Consider the following 19294-nt stretch of genomic DNA (forward strand, 5'->3'; position numbering starts at 1 on the left):
CAGCTGTGCAGTCGCTAACTGCTCAGCTGTCGCTTGACCTCGTCTGACACTCGCTTGCCGTCAGCGCGTCCGGCGATCTTGGGAGAGACTGCCTTCATCACCACGCCCATCTGGCGCTGCTCCGTTGCCCCTGCCTCGGCGATGGCCGCGCGAACCAGCGCGGCAAGTTCATCGTCGCCAAGTTGGGTCGGCAGATAGCGGGCCAGGACGGTCTCTTCGTCGCGTTCACGTTGGGCCTGCTCGGTGCGCCCACCTCCGGCGAAGGCTTCGGCCGCCTCGCGACGCTTCTTCGCCTCCCGGTTGATGACCTTGAGCACCTCCTCATCGGACAACTCGCGAGCACTCGAACCTGAGACTTCCTCGTTCGTGACAGCGGTCAGCAGCATCCGCAAGGTGGCGGTGCTCAATTCGTCGCGGCCTTTCATGGCCGTCGTCAGGTCCGATCGCAGTTGGCTCTTGAGGTCACTCATGGGATCAGATTAGTCACCAGCACGCCGCGGGCTTCAGCAATTACGGCCAGCCTGGATTTTGCTTCCTCACCCGCACGTACCCTGTGTTGCATGCCCGCATCGCCTCGCGCCACCAAGGTGGCGGCCGCGATAGGCGTCGCGGGCCTTGCCACCGCTGCCTACGCCGGCCTGATCGAACGGAACCTGTTCACGCTGCGCCGTTTCACCGTGCCGGTGCTTGACCCCGGCACGCCTACGCTGCGGGTGTTACACATTTCTGACTTGCACCTGACCGCCGCTCAGAAACGCAAACAGGCTTGGATTTCTGACCTCGCCAGGTTGCGGCCCGACTTCGTGGTGAATACCGGCGACACCTCGTCAGACCCGGACGGGATACCCGCGATCATGGACGCCCTCGGCCCGCTGTTCGACTTCCCGGGGGCATTCGTCCCCGGTAACAACGACTACTACGTTCCGAAGCCGAAGAACCCGGCCCGGTACTTTCTGGACGACAAGATGGGCAATCTCGAGAGGCGTACCAGGATGCCCTGGCCCGAGTTGGCAGGGTCGATGGCATCGCGGGGCTGGCTCGATCTGACGCACGTCCGAACGACGGTTGACGTGGCCGGCGTCCCGGTGGCGTTTGCCGGGACCGACGACCCGCACCTGAAGAAGGCCCGGTACTCCAAGATCGCCGGGGCCGCCGATCAAACCGCGGCCGTAAGGGTGGGCGTCATGCACTCCCCCGAGCCATCGTTGCTCTCGCGGTTCGCCGACGATTCCTACGATCTGGTGCTCGCCGGTCATACCCACGGTGGTCAGATCAGGGTCCCGTTCGGCCCGGCGATCGTGACCAACTGCGGTATCGATGTACACCGGGCGCGCTGGTTGCACCGCTGGGACGATGAGATGTGGTTCAACGTCTGCGCCGGCCTTGGCACGAACCCGTACATGCCCTTTCGCCTCGGCTGTCGGCCAGAAGCGGTCCTGTTGACCCTGCAACCCAGGGACGCTGCGCGTAGCTGAGAGCGTCAGCCGGTCGCCGTCGCCCCATGCTCATTCCACGCCCAGGTTCCACGCCCAGGCTCATCAGCCCGACGTCGGCACCCCGCCGATGGTCGGTTATGCTTGTCCGGTTGCGAGCGGGGTGTGGCGCAGCTTGGTAGCGCGCTACGTTCGGGACGTAGAGGCCGCAGGTTCAAATCCTGTCACCCCGACCATCACCGACTTACCCGAGACACCCGCTAAGCGGAGCGCTTATGAGCGGCTGTGCGGTCTCCGTAGGGGGTCCGTGCCGTCCACCCAAGCTGAGGTCGTTAACGGGCCGCTGATCTTATCCACATCTTGACGAACAAGGCTGCGCATTGCAGCCATACTCATGGCAGTGCAATTCCATCGAAAGTAGATGCCTGGCCATGACGACCGCTCCGGTAGCGCCGTCTCCAGCCGCGCCTTCTCTACCTGCAGACGCGGTCCGAGCGAGGCGGCGGCCACCGGCCCGGGTGACGGCGTTAGCAGTTGCCGCCGGGGTAGCTGCTGCCGTGATCGCGCTGGGGATCAGTACGAGGCGGATGCTCCGTGATGCGGCCTCGGCTGCTCTGGCCGCGTCGCCCTTGTGGACGCTCGTCGCAGCTGCGGCGGTTGCGGCGAGCTTTCTCGCCTCGGCCGTTGCCATCGTCACCGTGTCAGGGGTGCGGGGTTCCTACCGACAATCAGCGGCGGTGGAAGTCGCGGGCTCGTTTTGTAACCGGTTCATGCCCGGAACGCTCGGCGGTACGTTGCTACGTATCCGCTACCTGCGCTGCACCGGGCTCGACCTCGATCGAGCGCTGTCGGCAGCTGCGATCCTCTCCATAGGCAGCGGTATCAGCCAGGCGGCCGGCTTAGGCTTTGCGGTCCTGGCGGCGGACCGCAGCAGCTTGACCGGACCTCGCGTCCCGGTGGATATGAACTCGGTAGTTGCAGTAAGCGGCGCCGCCCTTGTCGTGCTCGGCAGCAGCTGGGCGCTGAGCCGCTGGAGGTACATCAGTGCGCGGCGGCAGCGCTGGCTCGAGCATGGTCGCTGCGTGGTCGTCGACCTGTGCGCGCTCGCCCGGAACCGACGGGTCCTCATGCGGGTGATTGCCGGCCCCGCCGGGTCGAGCTTCGCTCGAGCGATCGCATTTTGGGCCGCTGCGCACGCCGTCGGACTGAACCTTGGCTTGACGACCGCCGCGATGGTGTACTTCGCAGGCATGGCCGTCGCGGGCGCGGCACCCGTGCCGGGTGGTCTTGGACCGGCCGAAATTACCCTGACCGTCGGGCTCACAGCGACTGGAATCCCTTCCGCGCCAGCCTTGGCCGCCGTCCTCGTCTTTCGGCTGATCTCGTTCTGGCTACCCAGCTTGGCCGGGGCATGCGCGCTGCTATGGCTACGCCGCGGTGGAGCGCTCAGTACTGCCGGAGAAGCATCAGCAGTTTCGCGACCAACCATCATTCGCCGCCGCAGCAACCGGTTCGGCGCGCTGCAGAAAGGCCTGCTGACCGGGGTCGCCGCGGTCGCTGCCGCGTTGATCAGCAGCGGCGTGGCCTATGCAACGCCGGCCGCAACCGAATCGTCAGCTGGAACGAACATCCCCACGATCAGCCAGCTGGGACGGACCCCTCCCTCGTCAGCCGAACTCAAAGCCAAGATCTCCCGGCCCACGCGGGGTTAGCCACGTCAGCGCATGATCACGGTACGGATTGCCGCGTCGTCGTCGAAGGCGGCAAGGTTGGAGTCGGCGTCGAGTTTCATGCGTGGCCAAACTCGATTGGCAGGTCGGTGACGCCGCGCAGCGATTGGGTGTAGCGGACCTCGTACCCGTCGGGCAGTCGGTACTCAGGAATACGGCGATGCCACTCGGTCAGTGCGACCCGCAGTTCGAGGCGGGCGAGATGCGAACCGAGGCAACGGTGGACGCCGATGCCAAAGGAGGAGTGCTGGTTCGCACGACGGGTCAGATCGACCGTCAGCGGCTCCTCGACTCGGTTCGGATCAAAGTTCCAGGTGGCTTGGACGATCTTGACGAGGGTGCCTGCCTTGATCGCCAAGCCGTCGACGACGGTGTCCGACGTTGCGATGCGCGATTGCGTCGGACTTGTCACGATCCAGCGGAGTAACTCTTCGACAGCTGACGCGATCCCAGCGGGTTCGGTGAGCATACGTTGGAGATCCGGCCGCCGGGCCAAGAGCGCGAAGGCACATTCCAGCGTGCCGGTAACGGTGTCCAGTCCCGCCAGCAGTAGCAGAAGGCAGATGTTGAGCGAGTCCTCGCGACTCAGATCTCCGGCGCGTTCACGCTCCACAAAGTGACCGAGCAAGTCGTCTTTGGGCTCGGTCTCCCTGGCCAGCAAGGCATTGCTGAACAAGGCCATGATCTCTTCAGCGGCGCGATGGCGAATCTGGTCAGCGATCTCGAGATCGTCGGACGCCGGTCGGATCATGTCGTCCTTCATGCGGATGAACTCCGGCATTCCGGAAAGAGGCAATCCCAGCAATCCAAGGAAGATCCCGATCGGGAACGGATTGCCGAACTCGTCGCTGAAGTTACACCGGCCACGATCGATGAACGAATCGATACAGGTATTTGCCAGCTCGACAACGCTCTGCTCCAGAGCAGCCATCCGACGAGGCGAGAACAGTGGATCGAGCATCCGCCGGTAGCGGGCGTGGTCGGGCGGATCGATCTGGAGTGGAATCAGCCCCGTCTCTGAGCCGATATAGCCCGCTTCGGGCCCCGAAGAGAACAAGTTCGGCTCGTGCATGGCGAAGTCGACGCCCGCGGCTGAGGTGATGGTGGCACCGAACTCGTTCAAGCGCGCAGCGGTGGAGGACAGTTCGAGCCAGTGCTGCTGCGCGTCCTCACCCCAGATTGTTCGCTGCGAGTTGGGGTCGACCGTCGTAAGAGCAGAGCATTGCGCTGCAGTTTCTGTCATGACGTCCTCCAGGGTGGGCCGAACACGCGGTCAAGACGGCCAGTAGCTCGCAGTCGTGGCGTATGCCCGCTGCGCGAAATCGTTCTCGTTCAGTGATCGCGTTTCCCGCGACAGAACCTCGACACTCACGATCCCGTCATACCCGCGCACGCTCAATGTGTGTGCGAAGCCGGTCAGATCAAACTCGCCAAGACCGGGCCACGCCCGGCGGTTGACCGTCTCATCCATGATGTCGTCGCTCAGCATTGGCGGGGCATCATCGAATTGAACCAACGCGATCGACTCCAACGGAATCGTTTCCAGATCAGACCAGCTACTGTCGCCGCGGAAGAAGTGCCAGGTATCGATGGCTAAACCGACTCGATCTGCGCCGAGTTGGTTGACAACCTCCAGCGCCGTGGAGATCGAATGAATAGCCAGACCAGGCGCGAACTCCAATGCCAGCCGAACACCTGCATCCGCGGCGATACTGGCTAGCCGGTCCAGCCGATCGATCACGGCCTCGGTCGGATTGGCGAAACACAAGATCAGGAGAGACTCGGCATTGAGACCCGCCGCCAGGTCGACCAACTCCTGCGCCTCGGCAATCTCGTCGGCCTGCCGCCCCCGAACAGTTAATGCAAGGACGTCGCTACATTCCAACCCGTGCCAGTGCAGGACGGACAGCGCCCGAGACACGCCGCGCCGGCCGCCAGCGACAACCGGTGCAAGCTGCTGTCGATCCAAAGACACCGCTTGGAAGCCCGCATTTGCCGCCGCGACCAGATAAGCCTCGAAATCGTCCACCGTTTGAATCGACATACCGCACCCAGGCGCGAGAGACAGCTTCACCGGACGATCAAATCTTCGATTCGTGCTTTGCCATCGTGTCGGCGTCGACCTTGCCCGCAACGCGTCCTGCCATCTGCACTCTCCCGCGACTGATCCGCTAACTGTGGACTTCGACCTTGTGCTGATTGTGCAAACGCTGGCTGGCACACCGCCTTGGGCCCGAGATGATTCTCCCGCAGTCGCGAGACGCCATCTCGTAATCTGGCGATCTGAGAGACAACGTATCAGTGAGCTACGCTACACACAATGGGTCTGACTTTGCAGTACCGACAGAAGCAGTACCGAGAGAGATGGGTATCGTCCGATGGCTGAACCGGCTTCCGAGGCGGCCGTTGCATCGGTCCGCGAACGCCTCGATCAAGCGCTCGTGACCTACCTGGCGACGCTGCAGGCTGACGACATCGCGGAGGTGAACGTCGAACAGATCGCGCAGCTCGCGGAGGTCTCTCGCGCCACCGCTTACCGACATTTCGGCGATCAGCAAGGCCTGCTCTACGAGGCCGCCACCCGGGTCGCGCGCCATCACGCCGACGTCTGCAAGTCCAAGATCGCGCGTGCGGCAACGGTCGCCGCCACCCTTCAGGAGGCCTTTTCCTATACCGCCTACGCGATGCGGACCGACCCCATGCTGCGGATGCTCATGACTTCGCGTCGCTCGCCGGCCATCGCCGCGGCCATCGGGGCGCTGGGTCTGGAGCTGCTCGGACCCGCCATCCGCGGGGGGCAGCTGAACGGTCAAGTCCGGACGGATCTCTCGCCTGAAGAAGTCATGTCGTGGATCAGCGAGATGCAGTTCGTCGTGATCCGGCTTGACCTTGACGAGGACGCAGCCCGTTCGTGGGTACGGACTTACATGCTTCCGACTCTCAATCCGCTCGGACATGACCCGGACCTGCTCGCGCAAGTCGACGCGGTATTGACCGACGTCGAGCAGAGAGTGGACGCACTTTCCCACTCGCTCACGCAAGCGCGGACACCGTTGACGAACGCCAAGGTTCCTTCGGTGGATTAAGCGGTTCCCAAACGGGCCAACTCCTGAGTCGCGGAGTTGGCCCGTTTGACGGTCGTTGCGTTACCTATTTGGTGGTTGCTGGGTCCCAGACGAGCGGCAGGCTGTTGAGGCCCATCATGCTGCTGCGCGACTCGTTGTACTCGGCATTTTCGTCGACGCGGTACACCGGGATTCGCTTGTGCCACTCTTCATACGCGATCGCAAGCTCGTGCCGGGCAAGGTGCGACCCAAGGCAACGGTGTGGTCCTGCACCGAACGCCAGGTGCGAAATGTCCTTGCGGTCGAAGTCGACGGTGGCGGCGTTCGGAAACTGCCGATCGTCGCGGCCGGTGGCAGGCAGGCTGAGCGTGAAGCGCTGGCCCTTCTTGACGGGGCAGCCAGCGACCTCGGTGTCCTCCATCGCGGTCCGCGAGATGTTGACGATGGCGTAGACGCGCAACAACTCCTCCACGGCGACCGGAATCACCGACGGGTCGTTCACGATGCGCTCGCGGTCTGCAGGATGCGTGGCCAGGTGGTGGAAACCGTAACCGAGCTCGGCAGTGACAGTGTCGAGACCCGCTTCGAAAATCAGCAGGTAGAACGACATCAGGTCTTTGTCCGGGATCGGCTCTTCGTCGATCTCCCAGTTCATAGCCACCGAAATCAGATCGTTGCCACGGTCTTCCGGTGCCTGCGCGCGACGCTCGGCAATGATCTGACCCAGGTACTCGGTCACCTCGGTCTGCGCGCGCACCGACTTCTGGTAGGCCGCAATCGGGTCCGTGTCCTTGGGATGCAAGATGTTGGATTCCCAGGCGATGAAGCGCTCCAGCTGGTCGACGGGTAGGCCGATGACGTGCTCGAGGAAGATAGAGGTCGGGAACCGAAGCGAGAACTCCTTGATGAAGTCGCAATGACCCTTGTCGATGAAGCCATCGATTAGCTCGTTGACCCGCAGCCGAATTGAATCGTCCAACTTCGCCATGTTTCCAGGCGAGAACACCCGCCCGGTCAGCCGCCGCCATTTCGCATGCAGCGGTCCGTCGATCGCCTGCGGCACGAGCACGAACTCTGCCTCTTCGCCGGTCGCCGGGTCATAGGCCTTGCTGTAAAACACATCGGAGCGCTGGGCAATCTCAAGGACCTCTTCGTAGCGGGTGTAGATGATGTCTCCGCCAGGCAGGGTGTGTGCCGGTGAGGACTCCCGTAGCGCATCGAGTTCGGCGAAGCCGAGCATCGCTGGCCGATCGCCGCCTTGCATCTGCAGATCTGTGACCGGGCAGCGTGCCGCGATCACCTCATCACGAACATCGATCTCAGGTGCTTGAGTCATTCTTCCTCCGGATTTGGACGCCGCCCACGGCAAGTCGCAGGGGCGAGACAGCTGCGGGTTTCGTCACACAATACGCGTTGACCCGCCCGGTGAACAGGGTCACGGGCGGTAGCCACAGCACAGCTTCAGCTCGCGGAGCGTGCAGCTCGCGGCTGGACACGGGGCCGTCTGCGTTCGACAACGTCTTGTAACGTAATTGCCAGGTAACTGACAGTGAATTGTGCGTGTTTTGCTGCGATCGCGTTGCTCTCATGCTTGTATTGCGTGTGCTCGATCGCGAAGCCAGGCCCGGTAGCCAGCCAGACCTGGTTCACGGGTTGTGGCAGGCGGCGCGCCCCAAGCAGTGGGCAAAAAACGTCCTGGTCTTCGCCGCGGCGGGGGCTGCCGGGCAACTCGGGCATTTCGACTACGCGTGGCGTTCGGGCGTTGCTTTTGTCGCGTTTTGTCTAGCAGCCAGCGGCACCTACTACCTCAACGATGCGGCTGATGTCGACAGCGATCGTCGGCATCCGACCAAACGACTCCGGCCGATGGCCGCCGGAGTCTTCTCGCCCAACACCGGCCGCATGGTGGGCGCCGGCCTGATGCTGCTGAGTTTGCTGGTCGCTTCAGCATGTCTGCGCTGGCAGCTTGTCGTGATTGTGGCGATCTACATTGCCAACACGACCGCCTACTCGAAGTGGCTCAAGCACATGCCGGTCTACGACATCCTGTCGGTGGCAGGTGGATTCCTGCTACGCGCAATCGCGGGCGGGGCGGCCACCGGGCTTGTCCTATCGGACTGGTTCCTGACCGTTGCGTCATTCGGATCGTTGTTCATGGTCGCCGGAAAGCGCTACGCCGAGCACACTGCTCTCGCCGAATCTGAGGACGGTCACGTTCGGGCGGTGATGAAGCACTACACGGCAAGCTATCTCGGCTATGTCCGCACCGTGGCATCGTCGGCGCTCCTGGTTTCGTACTGCCTCTTTGCCTTCCAGAAGGCAGAGGCCACGCCGGGCCACTTTCCGTGGTATCAGCTCTCCGCGGTGCCGTTCGTCGCCGCCGTCTTCCGGTATGCGCTGCTGCTAGAAGGGGGTAAGGGCGAAAACCCCGAAGACGTAGTATTCGGCGATCGCTCACTGCTTGTGCTTGGTCTGTGTTGGATAGCGCTGTTCGCGGGTGCGACCTATTGAGGAGGCTGACACCCTGTTTCAGACGCTGCTGATCATGGCTGCGGCATGGCTGATCCTGTCATTGGTCGGATGGCTCGTCCTAGGTCAATTCACCGCATCGAAGCGAAATCTGCTCCTTCCCGCGGCGCCCTTGATAGGTGCTGCCGCTCTCGTTGCAGTCCTGCATTACACAACGCTGATCACCTCGGTCCGGGTAGGCCTGTGGTTCGTCGCAGGCGCGGCGGGAGTTCTGCTCGTCCTGAACTTTCGAAAAGATCGGCGCTGGTGGGCCACTTCTCGGTCGGCGCTCGGTTTGATGGTTCTCGCCGCGGCCCTTGGCGCGATTCCGGCCACCGCGGTGCTGTATCCGTCCAAGGTCGTCGGCGATTCGCGCGTCGTGCAACTCAGCAACGCCAACGATGCCTTTTACTACGTAACGGTGGTCGATTGGGTCACTCACAATCGCGGCATCGACCGGCCGGTTTTTCACCAGACCCCGCAGCAAGGCGGGGCGCCGATGAGTTATGTATCGGCGAGCTCGCAGATCGGCCATCACCTGCGCATAGGCGACGAGCTCACTCAATCGGCGATAAACGTCGTGCTCGGCAAGTCCTCGGTCGACACCTGGTATCCGTTGAGCGGCTTGTGGATCCTGCTCTTACCTGCGGCTGGCCTCGGCGCGGCCCGATGTCTGAGAATGCGAGCGGCTAGCGGACTGATCCTCGGCGTTGCGATAGCCACCTCGTCGCTGACGCTGCTACAGCTGGCGAACCAGAATTCAGACTCCCTGCTCGGGGTGGCGCTAGCGCCGTTCGCCGTTGCTGCCGTGGTGCAAGCGCTCGATCGTTCACCCATCTTCGGCCGTGTCTTCGCCGCGCTGATGTTGGCGGCGTTGCTGGGGACCTATGCGGAGTTCACCCCGTTGATCCTTCCAGCCTTGATCCTGGCCGTATTCGCCCGCCGGCCCAGCAACATCTGGCCGGCCGCTCGTTCCGCGCTGATTGTCGTCGGCCTCAGTATCGCGATCGCGCCGTTGGCCTGGTCCAATGCCTTTCGTTCGCTGGTGTTTATCGGTCAGATCGCGCCGGACCATCTCACTTCGCCATTTTCCGGAGCGACCCGCTGGGAGACTCTGAACCGCTTTACCGGTACGACACCGTTTGAGCAGGGCTTTGCGCGATCGTGGCAAGCTCCGTTGCTTGCCCTCGCGCTGGTGGTCGGGGTTGCCCTCGCTGCGGTGTTCTCCCGCCGTCGGCTCTTCATGGTGGTGCTCGCCGGGACAGGTGCGGCTCTGGCTTATGACCTGGCGGCCGTCAAGCAGCGCCCGTACAGCCAACTACGGACCATCGAGATCTGGATTCCGTTGCTCCTGCTGGTCGCCGCCTTCGGCTTCGACCGCCTGTACCAGTGGTGGAGTTCCCAAGAACGACCCGAATTTCGCCGATTTCGAGTCGCGGTACTGGTCGCCGCGGTGCTACCGGGCCTGCTGTGGATTGCCGTCAACGAACGAACCTCTGTTCGGATGGTCGGCAACGTAGCCATGATCCGCGCACGCCACGTGGATTCTGACTTCGCGCAGGCAGCGGGGTGGTTGTCGGCAGTCGACGGTCCGAAGGGCAGCGACAGCATGGTGCTCGCACCCCAGTTCTTCGATCAACTGTGGATCACCCAGGCCCTACGGTCCAAACCGCTTACGGCGTACCCATTTCTCTACATCAGCTACCAGGGCTACTCCCGTTTCTGGGACGGCAAGCTCACCCGATGGTTGCTGGTGGACGACACCGCGACGCTGGACGCCGACCCGGGCACGGTGGTCAGGACGAATGCCCGTTTCAAGCTCGTCGACCTCACCGTCGGTCAGGTAGCGGTCGGTTTCGACTCGAGCACTGCGGGTCATCCGAGCTACTTCGTGATGCGTACGCCGGGGACAGCCGCGAAAGTTCGGTTGACCGGTCATGTCGTGCCCGCCGGCACGAGGACACCCTTGCCCGGTCCGCGGGCCGCGGCCCGAGGCGAACTGAAACCGGGCACCCTGCATCCGGATACTACGTTCATCGACGTGCCGTTACCGGCGACGCCCGACGCCAACCTGTCAATGTCGGATGGCACCTCGACCTTCATCGTCACGGGTATGAGTCGTGAAGCGACAACCTGATCGCGGCGCGGACTTGACGATTGCGCTGAACTACTACGCGCCTTACGTCAGCGGTCTGACCGATACTGCCAAGGTGGTTGCCGAGGGGCTGGCAGACCGCGGTTGGCGGGTCACGGTGATCGCGGCCCGACACGACCGCTCGCTGCCGGTATCCGAACGACTGGCCGGGGTGGACGTAATCCGCACACCCGTCGTCGCACGAATCGGCAAGGGCACGATCAGCCCTCAGCTGCCATTCGTTGCCGCCCGGGCGGCGCGGCAGGCGTCGGTTCTCAACCTGCACATGCCGATGCTCGAAGCCGGCATGATTTCCCGATTGGCACGAAATACACCGCTGGTAGCGACCTATCAGTGCGACGTTTCGCTACCGCCGGGCATCGTGAACGGCGTTCAGGTCAGAGCCGTCGATACCTCATCGCGAGGTGCATTGACCCGAGCCCAGGTGGTCGTGCCGTCCAGCGATGACTACGCGCGCAACTCGCGGCTGTGGACCTCGATGCAGGGCCGAACGACCGTGATATCGCCACCGTGTCTGGACCGTCGCGGCGGAAAGCCGACGTTTCGCGACGGCAACGGGGTGCACGTCGGATTTCTCGGTCGCATCGTCGAGGAGAAGGGGCTCGAGTACCTGGTCGAGGGCTTTCTCCGAGCGGCAGGCCAGGACGACCGCCTCTTGATCGGTGGAGACTATTCCAAGGTGGCCGGCGGGAGCGTGATCGATCGGGTGCGGGCACGGGCCGGTGGTGACGCGCGGGTGCGCTTTCTGGGATTTCTGCCGGATGGTTCTCTCGATGACTTCTACGCCTCGCTCGACGTCTTCGCGCTACCTTCGGTGAACTCTCTCGAGGCATTCGGGATTGTCCAGGTCGAAGCAATGATGACCGGGGTGCCGGCAATTGCCACGGACATCCCCGGGGTTCGCACGCCGGTGCAGAACACCGGCTTCGGGGTCGTGGTGCCACCTCGGGATGCCTCGGCGATCGCGGCCGCGATAACCGAATTGCGCGACCAGCCGCGCGACCGGGAACTCGGCGGACGGCTGACCCGAGAGCGGTACGGCGTGATCAGCACGATCAACGCGTACGAGGCGGTGTTCCGCGAGCTAGGTGCTTCGCCGGGCGGCGCTTTCGGTGCCTCGTCCGGTGACGCTGATGACCGAGTTGCCGATGGCTGACACGCCGCGCCGTTCGGACGCTGCTACGTCGGGCCACGAAATGGCGGTTGGCGGCGGCGCGGCGGGCGGCGCCGCGGGCGGCAGCGGTACGGCCGGTGGTATCGGCATCGTCGCGCTCGCGTTGATCGCGTCCGGCGTCCTGGTGAATGTCTACCTGGCGATCGTGGCGCGCAACCTGGCGCCTAAGGACTATCTGTATTTCAGCTCGTACTGGTCGCTGGCGCTGGTAGTCGGGTTCGGCGTGTTCCTGCCGATCGAGCAGGAGCTGGCCCGGCTGCTACAGGGCGCATCCAGCCATCGGGCAGCGCTGCGATCGGCGCTACGAGTGGCGGCAGGGCTCGCCGGGATCGAGCTGGTACTTGTGCTGGCCGGAGCACCTTTACTGTTGCCGTCCCTCGGTCATCACGTCAGTGCTCTGATCGCCCTTGCCGTGTTCTGCCTGGTATCCGGAGTTCAATTCGTCGTTCGCGGCGTGCTCATCGGGTTGAACCGGATGCGGCTGTACGCCGGGGTGCTGTTGCTGGACGGAGTGCTGCGGGTCGTATTCGCCGCGCTGCTCGGCCACCTGGTCGAGGCCGACAGCGCTGGTTACGCGTGGACGCTTGTTGCCGCGGTGGCAGTTGCGCACTTTCCGGTCCTGTTTGTTGCACTTCAGCATGGCGTGCCTGAGGGTCTCCCCGATTCGGGCACGCCGGTTGTGCCAGTTGTGCCGGGCACGCCGGTTGTGCGGGTTGTGCCGGGTGAGTCTGACTTGGCACTCGAGTCAGGCTCGTCGGCTCGGGCGATGGCCAAGGCCGTTGGCCCCCTGTTGCTGGGTTCGTTGGCGGCACAACTGTTACTCAACGGCATACCGATCCTGGTCGCGGCGACCGCGGGAGTGCATCAACAAGTCGCTGCAGGACAATTTCAGGCCGCGTTCCAGCTCGTCCGAATTCCGCTGTTTCTCGCGGTTCCCCTGCAGACCACGATCCTGCCCGCGCTGACCACGCTGTTTCGCTCCGGGCGTCGCGACCTTGTCGTTTCGGTGATGACACGCTTTGTCATGTTGCTCATCGCGCTCGCGGCAACCGGACTCGTGATCGCCTATGGTGCGGGACCGCTCGCGATGCACATCGTTTTCGGCGATCGCTACGACGTATCACGCAACGGCCTGGCCATCCTGTCGCTCGGAGTGACGTTCTATCTCGGGCTTGTCCTCATCACCCAGGCGCTCGTCGCGGCAGGCCTGCACATCAAGGTTGCCTGGAGCTGGCTGGCCGGACTCGCCGCCGCTACGGTCGTCTACTTCGTCGTCCCCGACTTCGTGCTCGCTGCGGAGCTGTCGTTCCTGATCGGATCCGGGGTGGGCTGGCTGGTTGGCATGACCCAACTGCCGGTATGGAAAAACGAACCGGCGACTAGCGGAGGCGCACGCGGATGACTTTTGAGCCTGATCAGTTCGGGCAGGGCCATTTCGATGAGGATTACTACCGCAACAACGGCCAGCTCGGTGACCGTCCAGCCCTGCGGTACTACACCCGGCTGGTGCAGCGTTACGTCGGCGCGGGTCCGTACCTCGACTTCGGCTGCGGTACTGGTTATCTCGTGCGCCACCTCGCCGAGCTGGCCGCCACCGAAGGTTCTGTCGCCTCCGGATTTGAGATATCGCAGTATTCGGCAGAGATTGCCCGGCGGCACGCGCCGGACAGCACGATCTACACCGACGTCGCTGACATTCCGGCGAGCAGCATCGGTGGGGTCACGGCGGTTCATGTGCTGGAGCATCTGAGCGACGACATTGCCGATCAGGCGATCGAGACGTGGCGACGGATTCTGAAACCTCGCGGTCGCGCGCTCGTCGTCATGCCGGACCCGGCCGGACGGGCTCGTCGGATGACGCAGGAACGGTGGAACGGATTCTCCGATCCCACGCACATCAACCTCAAACCGCATGCCGAGTGGCGATCCTTCCTGCAGTCGCGCGGCATGCGCGTGTTGCGCGAGGGCAGCGACGGTATGTGGAATGTGCCGTATCGAAAATTGCCGAAGCTGGTCGACGCGGGATTGCACGCGGGCCCAGCGCTCGCCCAGTTCCTCTCCGGCAGGCTGTTCTTGCGCGAAGGTAGCGGCGAATCGTCGATCTTCGTACTCGAGCGGGTCTGACCGTCCTTCTTTCTGACCGTCTTTCGAACAGGGACGAGTCGCGGCTTTAGACTTGTCCGCTATGAGCGGTCACACTCGTCCCATCGTCATTGTCGGCGACCCGGTGCTCCATCGTCCGAGCGAAACAGTGGTTGATTTCGACGACGAATTGCGTGCGCTGATCGATGACATGTTCGCGACGATGTATCTGGCCGAGGGCGTCGGGCTTGCCGCGCCTCAGGTCGGCGTCCCATTGCGGGTGTTCGTCTACGACTGCCCCGATGACGAGGGCACGTATCACAAAGGCCACGTCATCAATCCGGTCGTCACCGCGACCAGTGCGGACACTGACGAGAGCGACGAGGGCTGTCTGTCGGTGCCCGGACCGTACGCTCCGGTCGCTCGCCCCCATACCGTCACCGTGACCGGGCTCGATTCGAACCGGCAGCCCATCGAGGTCACCGGGAGTGGGTTCTTCGCCAGGTGCCTACTTCACGAAACTGAGCATCTGCAGGGCAGGTTGTACATCGACCACCTCAACCGCCGGCGGCGGAGCCGGGTGCTGGCGTCCATCGAGCCGTCCTCGTGGAACGCCGACCTTCCCGACGCCCTCACGTTCTGAGCCCCGAATCGTGTAACGCGCGGCACCGTATCGATGCCGAGCGTTACACGATTCGGTGATTTAGGCGGTTGCGCCGGCAATCCGCGGTGCGGTCGGGTCGGCAGCGTTGGTGCCCTGTTCGCGAAGCACATAGTCCTCGATGGCCTCGATGTTCTCCGGAGCGCGGCTGACCACGGTGAACAGATCGGACATCTTCGCCGTCTCCTCAACCTGCTCCTTGATGAACCACTGAAAGAACTGCTCGGAAGCGAAGTCGAACTCCTCTCGAGCGGTGGTCATCAGCGCCGAGATCTGCCTGGTGACGCGATGCTCCTGGGCCACGGCGAGTTCGATCGGCTCGACCACGGAATGGAATTCGTTCACCGGCTCATCCACCGACGGAATGCGAACGGGTGCGTCCGAGTCGATCAGGTATTGCGCCATCATCAACGCGTGGTTGCGCTCTTCCCGCGCCTGGCGGTAGAAGAACGCTGCGGTCTGCGGCATCGTCAGGCCGTCGAAATAGAAGGCGACAGCGGTGTACTGCTGATGGGCATGGAATTCGTTCCCGATCTGAGCATTTAGTTGGTCAACGAGTCGATCAGCAGGCATCAGTTCACTTTCGTCGGTAGCGCGGCAACCCCGCACAGTCATAGTCGAGTCGATCACGGGCTCCCCGGACAAACATCACGATTGACTAGATGTTACTGACTTCACTTCGCGAACCTATATCTTGATCTTGTTAGGCAATGCTAACCTCACCAGCGTGCCGAAGCCGAAGAAGAAGTGTTGCGTCGACAAGCCGCGTTGTAAGCGGTGCCCGATCCGGATGCTTGCTGAAGGCACCCTGCCCAAGGGCTACACCGTGAAGCAACGCAAATTGGTCAAGGTCGCGGCCTAGACCCCGCTCTAGACTGAATCGTGTAACGCTCGGCACCGTATCGATGCCGGTTGTTACACGATTCGCTGGTTTTAGGCGGCGAGCGAGCGCTTGATGGTGTCGACGACCAGGTATGGCTGATCATTCAGCTGTCGCCGGGTAAACCGCAGAACGCGCCAGCCCGCGTTGATCAACTCGTTCTGGCGGGCTCGGTCGTCCTCGAAGCGGTCTGAAGACTCATCGTGATAGAGCTTTCCGTCGACCTCGATCGCCAGCATCAGATCGGGAAACGCCACGTCCACGCGAACCTCACGCCCAGGCAGGCCGATGACGTATTGCGGCACCCATCCGCTGAGACTCGCCCGCCTGAGCAGCTGATGCAACAGTCGCTCGGATTCAGCCTCGGCACCCGGCTCAACAGCGCTGACCAAGTCCCGAAGCTGTCGATTGCCCGTACGTCCCTTGCCGGCGCGGACACTGGCCAGGACATCGTCGGCGCTGAGCCAGCCCTGCTGGAGAGCCCGATCGAACAGGGTCTGCGCGACCCCACGCCGCTCACTGCGCATCAGATCGATAAGTGTGCGCCTCGGTGTCGTGACGGGCAGGTCTTCGACGTGGCCATGATCATCAGCGGCGAGCGGCACCCGGTGCAGAGTCATCCAAGCCGGATACCGAGTGATCGGCGATCGCCCACGATCACGTGGACGGTGGTGGTGTGCATGACCGGAATGTCGTGCAGAGCCGCCGCAGATCGATGGCTGATCACGCCTCCGGTCCACAAGGCGGCCGTCCACAATCGCTGTTGTGCCGACACCGGTGCTGAACTGTGTACGTAGATCGTCGGAAGAACTTCGCGAAGGTCCCGCCGCGTGACCAGTTTGTCCACGGCGCCCTCCCCCAGACCGGTGCCGAAGAGTTGAACCCGGGTGATGACACCGCCTTGACGCCGTGCGGTAGCCGTCCAATTCACGTCTGAAAGTGTCACCGAAACCGCGGTGACCGTCCGAGACTTATCCACAGCCCCCAAAACCCGCGAATCGTGTAACGCTCGGCATCGATACGGTGCCGAGCGTTACACGATTCGCCAAAATGAGGGTTAGAGGGTCGCGGCCACTACCTCGGCGATTTGGATGGCATTGAGCGCGGCACCCTTGCGCAGGTTGTCGTTGGAGATGAACAACACCAGCCCGCGGCCGCCGTCCACCGACGAGTCCTGCCTGATTCGGCCAACGAACGCGGGGTCACGCCCGGCTGCCTGCAACGGCGTCGGCACCTCAGTGACCACGACTCCGGGGGCCGCCGAAAGCAACTCAATTGCCCGGGGCACCGAAATCGGCTCGGCAAACTCCGCGTTTATCGACAGCGAATGCCCTGAAAATACCGGCACCCGGACGCACGTCCCGGACACCCGAAGTTCGGGAATCGCCAGAATCTTGCGGCTCTCGTTGCGAAGTTTCTGCTCTTCGTCCGTTTCGAAAGTGCCGTCGTCGACGACCGAGCCTGCCATCGGCAAGACGTTGAACGCGATCGGCGCGACGTACTTCACCGGGGCGGGGAAGGTCAGCGCCGCACCGTCGTGGGTCAGTTCGGCGGCGCGGTCGACGACGGCCGACGCCTGGCCGGCAAGCTCTTCGACGCCAGCCAGACCAGAGCCGGAGACCGCTTGATAGGTAGAGGCGATCAGACGGACGAGACCAGCCTCGTCGTGCAGTGGTTTCAACACCGGCATCGCCGCCATGGTCGTGCAGTTCGGGTTGGCGATGATGCCCTTGCGGGCCTCTTTCACCGCTTCGGGATTGACCTCGGAAACCACCAACGGCACGTCCGGGTCCATCCGCCAGGCCGAGGAGTTGTCGATGACAATTGCGCCCGCGGCCGCGAATTTCGGCGCAAGCCGCTTCGAGGTCGAGCCACCGGCAGAGAACAAGGCGATATCGAGACCGGACGGGTCGGCGAGGTCGGCGTCCTCCACCACGATCTGCTCGTGACCCCACGGCAGGGTCGTGCCAGCTGAGCGAGCAGACGCGAAGAACCTGATCTCGGCGATCGGAAAGTTGCGTTCAGCCAGGATCTGCCGCATGACCTTGCCGACCTGGCCGGTCGCCCCGACTATTCCGACGCGCAGCCCCGGGCTGGCTTCGGGTTCGTCGCCCATGTAGCTGTCGCTGACCTCGAAAACACTCACTGTCTACATCTCTCCATTGTTGAGCCGGCGGCCTTTTAGGGGCCTGCGGCCGCCTATTTAAGCCGACGCGCGTCGCTATCGCCCGGTGCCGCCGTAGACGACGGCCTCTTCGTTGATCGAACCGAGCTCGAACGCATCGTGGACGGCGCGCACGGCCGCATCGAGCTCGGTGTCACGGCACACCACCGAGATCCGGATCTCGGACGTCGAGATCATCTCGACGTTGACACCGGCCTCTGCCAACGACGCGAAGAAGGTTGCCGATACGCCCGGGTGCGACCGCATGCCCGCTCCGATGAGGGACAGCTTGCCGATGTGGTCGTCATACAGCACATTCTGAAAGCCGACTGACGCAGCAACCTTGTTCAGAGCCTGCACGGCAACCTGGCCGTCCGTCTTGGGCAGGGTGAATGACACGTCGGTGCGACCCGTACCGCCGGTAGAGATGTTCTGCACGATCATATCTAGGTTGATTTCGGCCTCGGCGAGCACGCGGAACAGCGCTGCGGCCTCACCTGGTTTGTCGGGCACACCGACGACGGTGACCTTGGCCTCGCTGCGGTCATGGGCGACGCCGGAGATGATGGCCTGTTCCACGGAAAGATCCTCCATATTCCCGGACACGATGGTCCCGGGCTTGGTCGAAAATGACGAGCGGACGTGAATCGGCACGCTGTAGCGGCGGCCGTACTCGACGCAGCGCAACATCAGGACCTTCGCCCCGCACGCGGCCATTTCGAGCATCTCTTCGTAGGTGATGGTGTCCAGACGACGTGCGTTCGGCACGATCCGCGGATCGGCGGTGAACACGCCATCGACATCTGTGTAGATCTCGCAGACGTCAGCCTTCAGGGCGGCGGCCAGGGCTACGGCGGTCGTGTCGGAGCCACCTCGTCCGAGCGTGGTGATGTCTTTGGTGTCGGGCGAGACGCCCTGGAAGCCTGCCACGATCGCCACGTTGCCCTCGGCGATCGAATTTTCTACCCGTCCAGGGGTGATATTTACGATCCGGGCCTTACCGTGCACCGCGGTGGTGAGAACGCCGGCCTGCGAGCCGGTGAAGGACTCGGCCTGATAGCCGAGGGACTGGATCGCCATCGCGAGCAGCGCCATCGAAATTCGCTCGCCCGCTGTAAGCAGCATGTCGAATTCGCGGCCGCCGGGTATCGGGGTGATCTGTTCGGCCAGATCTATCAGTTCGTCCGTGGTGTCGCCCATCGCAGAGACCACGACGACGACGTCGTTGCCAGCCCGCCGGGTATCGACGATTCGTTCTGCGACCCGCTTGATCCGCTCGGCGTCAGCGACTGATGAGCCGCCGTATTTCTGTACGACGAGTCCCACTGCCTACTCCAGTAACTGATCTGTTCGAGCGCGGACGGATGAAACATTCGGTGTTGAGTCTAGACGCCGCACCCAAACAGAATTGCGGCTGCAGCTTGGCTTCGGACGCAGATGAC

Annotated in this window: 19 protein-coding genes and 1 tRNA gene; 11 read left to right on the top strand and 9 right to left on the bottom strand. The window is 63.2% G+C overall.

Annotation, left to right across the window (positions count from 1 at the left end; genetic code table 11):
- Positions 1 to 14: 14 nt before the first annotated feature.
- Positions 15 to 470: a GatB/YqeY domain-containing protein gene (locus ACSMXN_RS21365; protein ID WP_022914483.1), complete on the bottom strand. Its 456-nt coding sequence runs from the start codon at positions 468 to 470 to the stop codon at positions 15 to 17.
- A gap of 90 nt (positions 471 to 560) precedes the next feature.
- Between ACSMXN_RS21365 and ACSMXN_RS21370 the strand changes: the two genes are divergently transcribed.
- The 3 genes from ACSMXN_RS21370 to ACSMXN_RS21380 all read left to right on the top strand — a co-directional run bounded on the left by ACSMXN_RS21370 (position 561) and on the right by ACSMXN_RS21380 (position 3145).
- Positions 561 to 1475 carry a metallophosphoesterase gene (locus tag ACSMXN_RS21370; protein ID WP_022914484.1) on the top strand — a complete coding sequence of 305 codons (915 nt, stop codon included), beginning with the start codon at positions 561 to 563 and terminating at the stop codon, positions 1473 to 1475.
- Positions 1476 to 1592: 117 nt separating this feature from the next.
- A tRNA-Pro gene (locus ACSMXN_RS21375) sits at positions 1593 to 1669 on the top strand.
- 195 nt (positions 1670 to 1864) lie between these two features.
- The gene (locus tag ACSMXN_RS21380; protein ID WP_081649239.1) at positions 1865 to 3145 is read left to right on the top strand and encodes a lysylphosphatidylglycerol synthase transmembrane domain-containing protein; all 1281 of its coding nucleotides are present in this window, start codon (positions 1865 to 1867) and stop codon (positions 3143 to 3145) included.
- Between the two features lie 76 nt (positions 3146 to 3221).
- Here ACSMXN_RS21380 and ACSMXN_RS21385 read toward each other — a convergent pair whose 3' ends face one another.
- Both ACSMXN_RS21385 and ACSMXN_RS21390 read right to left on the bottom strand, forming a co-directional pair.
- Positions 3222 to 4406 (bottom strand): cytochrome P450, encoded by a 1185-nt coding sequence (locus ACSMXN_RS21385; protein ID WP_022914486.1) that lies wholly within the window; start codon positions 4404 to 4406, stop codon positions 3222 to 3224.
- Positions 4407 to 4436: 30 nt separating this feature from the next.
- Positions 4437 to 5237, bottom strand: coding sequence for a sugar phosphate isomerase/epimerase family protein (locus ACSMXN_RS21390; protein WP_455407636.1), 801 nt, complete (start codon positions 5235 to 5237; stop codon positions 4437 to 4439).
- Positions 5238 to 5541: 304 nt separating this feature from the next.
- Between ACSMXN_RS21390 and ACSMXN_RS21395 the strand changes: the two genes are divergently transcribed.
- Positions 5542 to 6249: a TetR/AcrR family transcriptional regulator gene (locus tag ACSMXN_RS21395; protein ID WP_022914488.1), complete on the top strand. Its 708-nt coding sequence runs from the start codon at positions 5542 to 5544 to the stop codon at positions 6247 to 6249.
- Between the two features lie 64 nt (positions 6250 to 6313).
- On the opposite strand, the gene ACSMXN_RS21400 is transcribed toward ACSMXN_RS21395, so the two are convergent.
- Positions 6314 to 7564, bottom strand: a complete 1251-nt coding sequence (locus ACSMXN_RS21400; RefSeq protein WP_022914489.1) for a cytochrome P450 — start codon at positions 7562 to 7564, stop codon at positions 6314 to 6316.
- A gap of 251 nt (positions 7565 to 7815) precedes the next feature.
- Between ACSMXN_RS21400 and ACSMXN_RS21405 the strand changes: the two genes are divergently transcribed.
- The 6 genes from ACSMXN_RS21405 to def all read left to right on the top strand — a co-directional run bounded on the left by ACSMXN_RS21405 (position 7816) and on the right by def (position 14790).
- On the top strand, positions 7816 to 8739 hold the full coding sequence (locus ACSMXN_RS21405) for a decaprenyl-phosphate phosphoribosyltransferase (protein WP_022914490.1): 924 nt from the start codon (positions 7816 to 7818) through the stop codon (positions 8737 to 8739).
- Complete coding sequence (locus ACSMXN_RS21410) at positions 8726 to 10873, top strand: hypothetical protein (protein ID WP_022914491.1); 2148 nt, start codon at positions 8726 to 8728, stop codon at positions 10871 to 10873. The genes ACSMXN_RS21405 and ACSMXN_RS21410 overlap by 14 nt, the downstream gene beginning before the upstream one ends.
- Positions 10857 to 12047: a glycosyltransferase gene (locus ACSMXN_RS21415; RefSeq protein ID WP_022914492.1), complete on the top strand. Its 1191-nt coding sequence runs from the start codon at positions 10857 to 10859 to the stop codon at positions 12045 to 12047. The genes ACSMXN_RS21410 and ACSMXN_RS21415 overlap by 17 nt, the downstream gene beginning before the upstream one ends.
- Positions 12025 to 13467, top strand: coding sequence for an MATE family efflux transporter (locus ACSMXN_RS21420; protein WP_155958469.1), 1443 nt, complete (start codon positions 12025 to 12027; stop codon positions 13465 to 13467). The genes ACSMXN_RS21415 and ACSMXN_RS21420 overlap by 23 nt, the downstream gene beginning before the upstream one ends.
- A complete protein-coding gene (locus ACSMXN_RS21425; RefSeq protein WP_022914494.1) occupies positions 13464 to 14189 on the top strand; it encodes a class I SAM-dependent methyltransferase in 726 nt (241 codons plus the stop codon). The genes ACSMXN_RS21420 and ACSMXN_RS21425 overlap by 4 nt, the downstream gene beginning before the upstream one ends.
- A 61-nt stretch (positions 14190 to 14250) precedes the next feature.
- A complete protein-coding gene (def, locus tag ACSMXN_RS21430; RefSeq protein ID WP_022914495.1) occupies positions 14251 to 14790 on the top strand; it encodes a peptide deformylase in 540 nt (179 codons plus the stop codon).
- 60 nt (positions 14791 to 14850) lie between these two features.
- Here the strand turns inward: def and ACSMXN_RS21435 are convergent, their stop codons facing one another.
- A complete protein-coding gene (locus ACSMXN_RS21435) occupies positions 14851 to 15381 on the bottom strand; it encodes a ferritin (RefSeq protein ID WP_027139722.1) in 531 nt (176 codons plus the stop codon).
- Positions 15382 to 15535: 154 nt separating this feature from the next.
- On the opposite strand from ACSMXN_RS21435, the gene ACSMXN_RS21440 reads away from it, so the two are divergent.
- Entirely contained in the window at positions 15536 to 15670 is a 135-nt protein-coding gene (locus ACSMXN_RS21440; RefSeq protein ID WP_022914497.1) for a hypothetical protein, read from the top strand.
- Between the two features lie 71 nt (positions 15671 to 15741).
- Here the strand turns inward: ACSMXN_RS21440 and ACSMXN_RS21445 are convergent, their stop codons facing one another.
- The 4 genes from ACSMXN_RS21445 to ACSMXN_RS21460 all read right to left on the bottom strand — a co-directional run bounded on the left by ACSMXN_RS21445 (position 15742) and on the right by ACSMXN_RS21460 (position 19178).
- Entirely contained in the window at positions 15742 to 16308 is a 567-nt protein-coding gene (locus ACSMXN_RS21445) for a DUF559 domain-containing protein (RefSeq protein WP_022914498.1), read from the bottom strand.
- Positions 16305 to 16667, bottom strand: coding sequence for a hypothetical protein (locus ACSMXN_RS21450; protein ID WP_027139724.1), 363 nt, complete (start codon positions 16665 to 16667; stop codon positions 16305 to 16307). Before ACSMXN_RS21450 ends, ACSMXN_RS21445 begins: the two co-directional genes overlap by 4 nt.
- Positions 16668 to 16745: 78 nt before the next feature.
- A complete protein-coding gene (locus tag ACSMXN_RS21455) occupies positions 16746 to 17804 on the bottom strand; it encodes an aspartate-semialdehyde dehydrogenase (RefSeq protein ID WP_035944280.1) in 1059 nt (352 codons plus the stop codon).
- Positions 17805 to 17909: 105 nt separating this feature from the next.
- The gene (locus ACSMXN_RS21460; protein WP_022914501.1) at positions 17910 to 19178 is read right to left on the bottom strand and encodes an aspartate kinase; all 1269 of its coding nucleotides are present in this window, start codon (positions 19176 to 19178) and stop codon (positions 17910 to 17912) included.
- Positions 19179 to 19294: the final 116 nt, after the last annotated feature.

This window comes from Parajatrophihabitans canadensis (genome assembly GCF_053764775.1).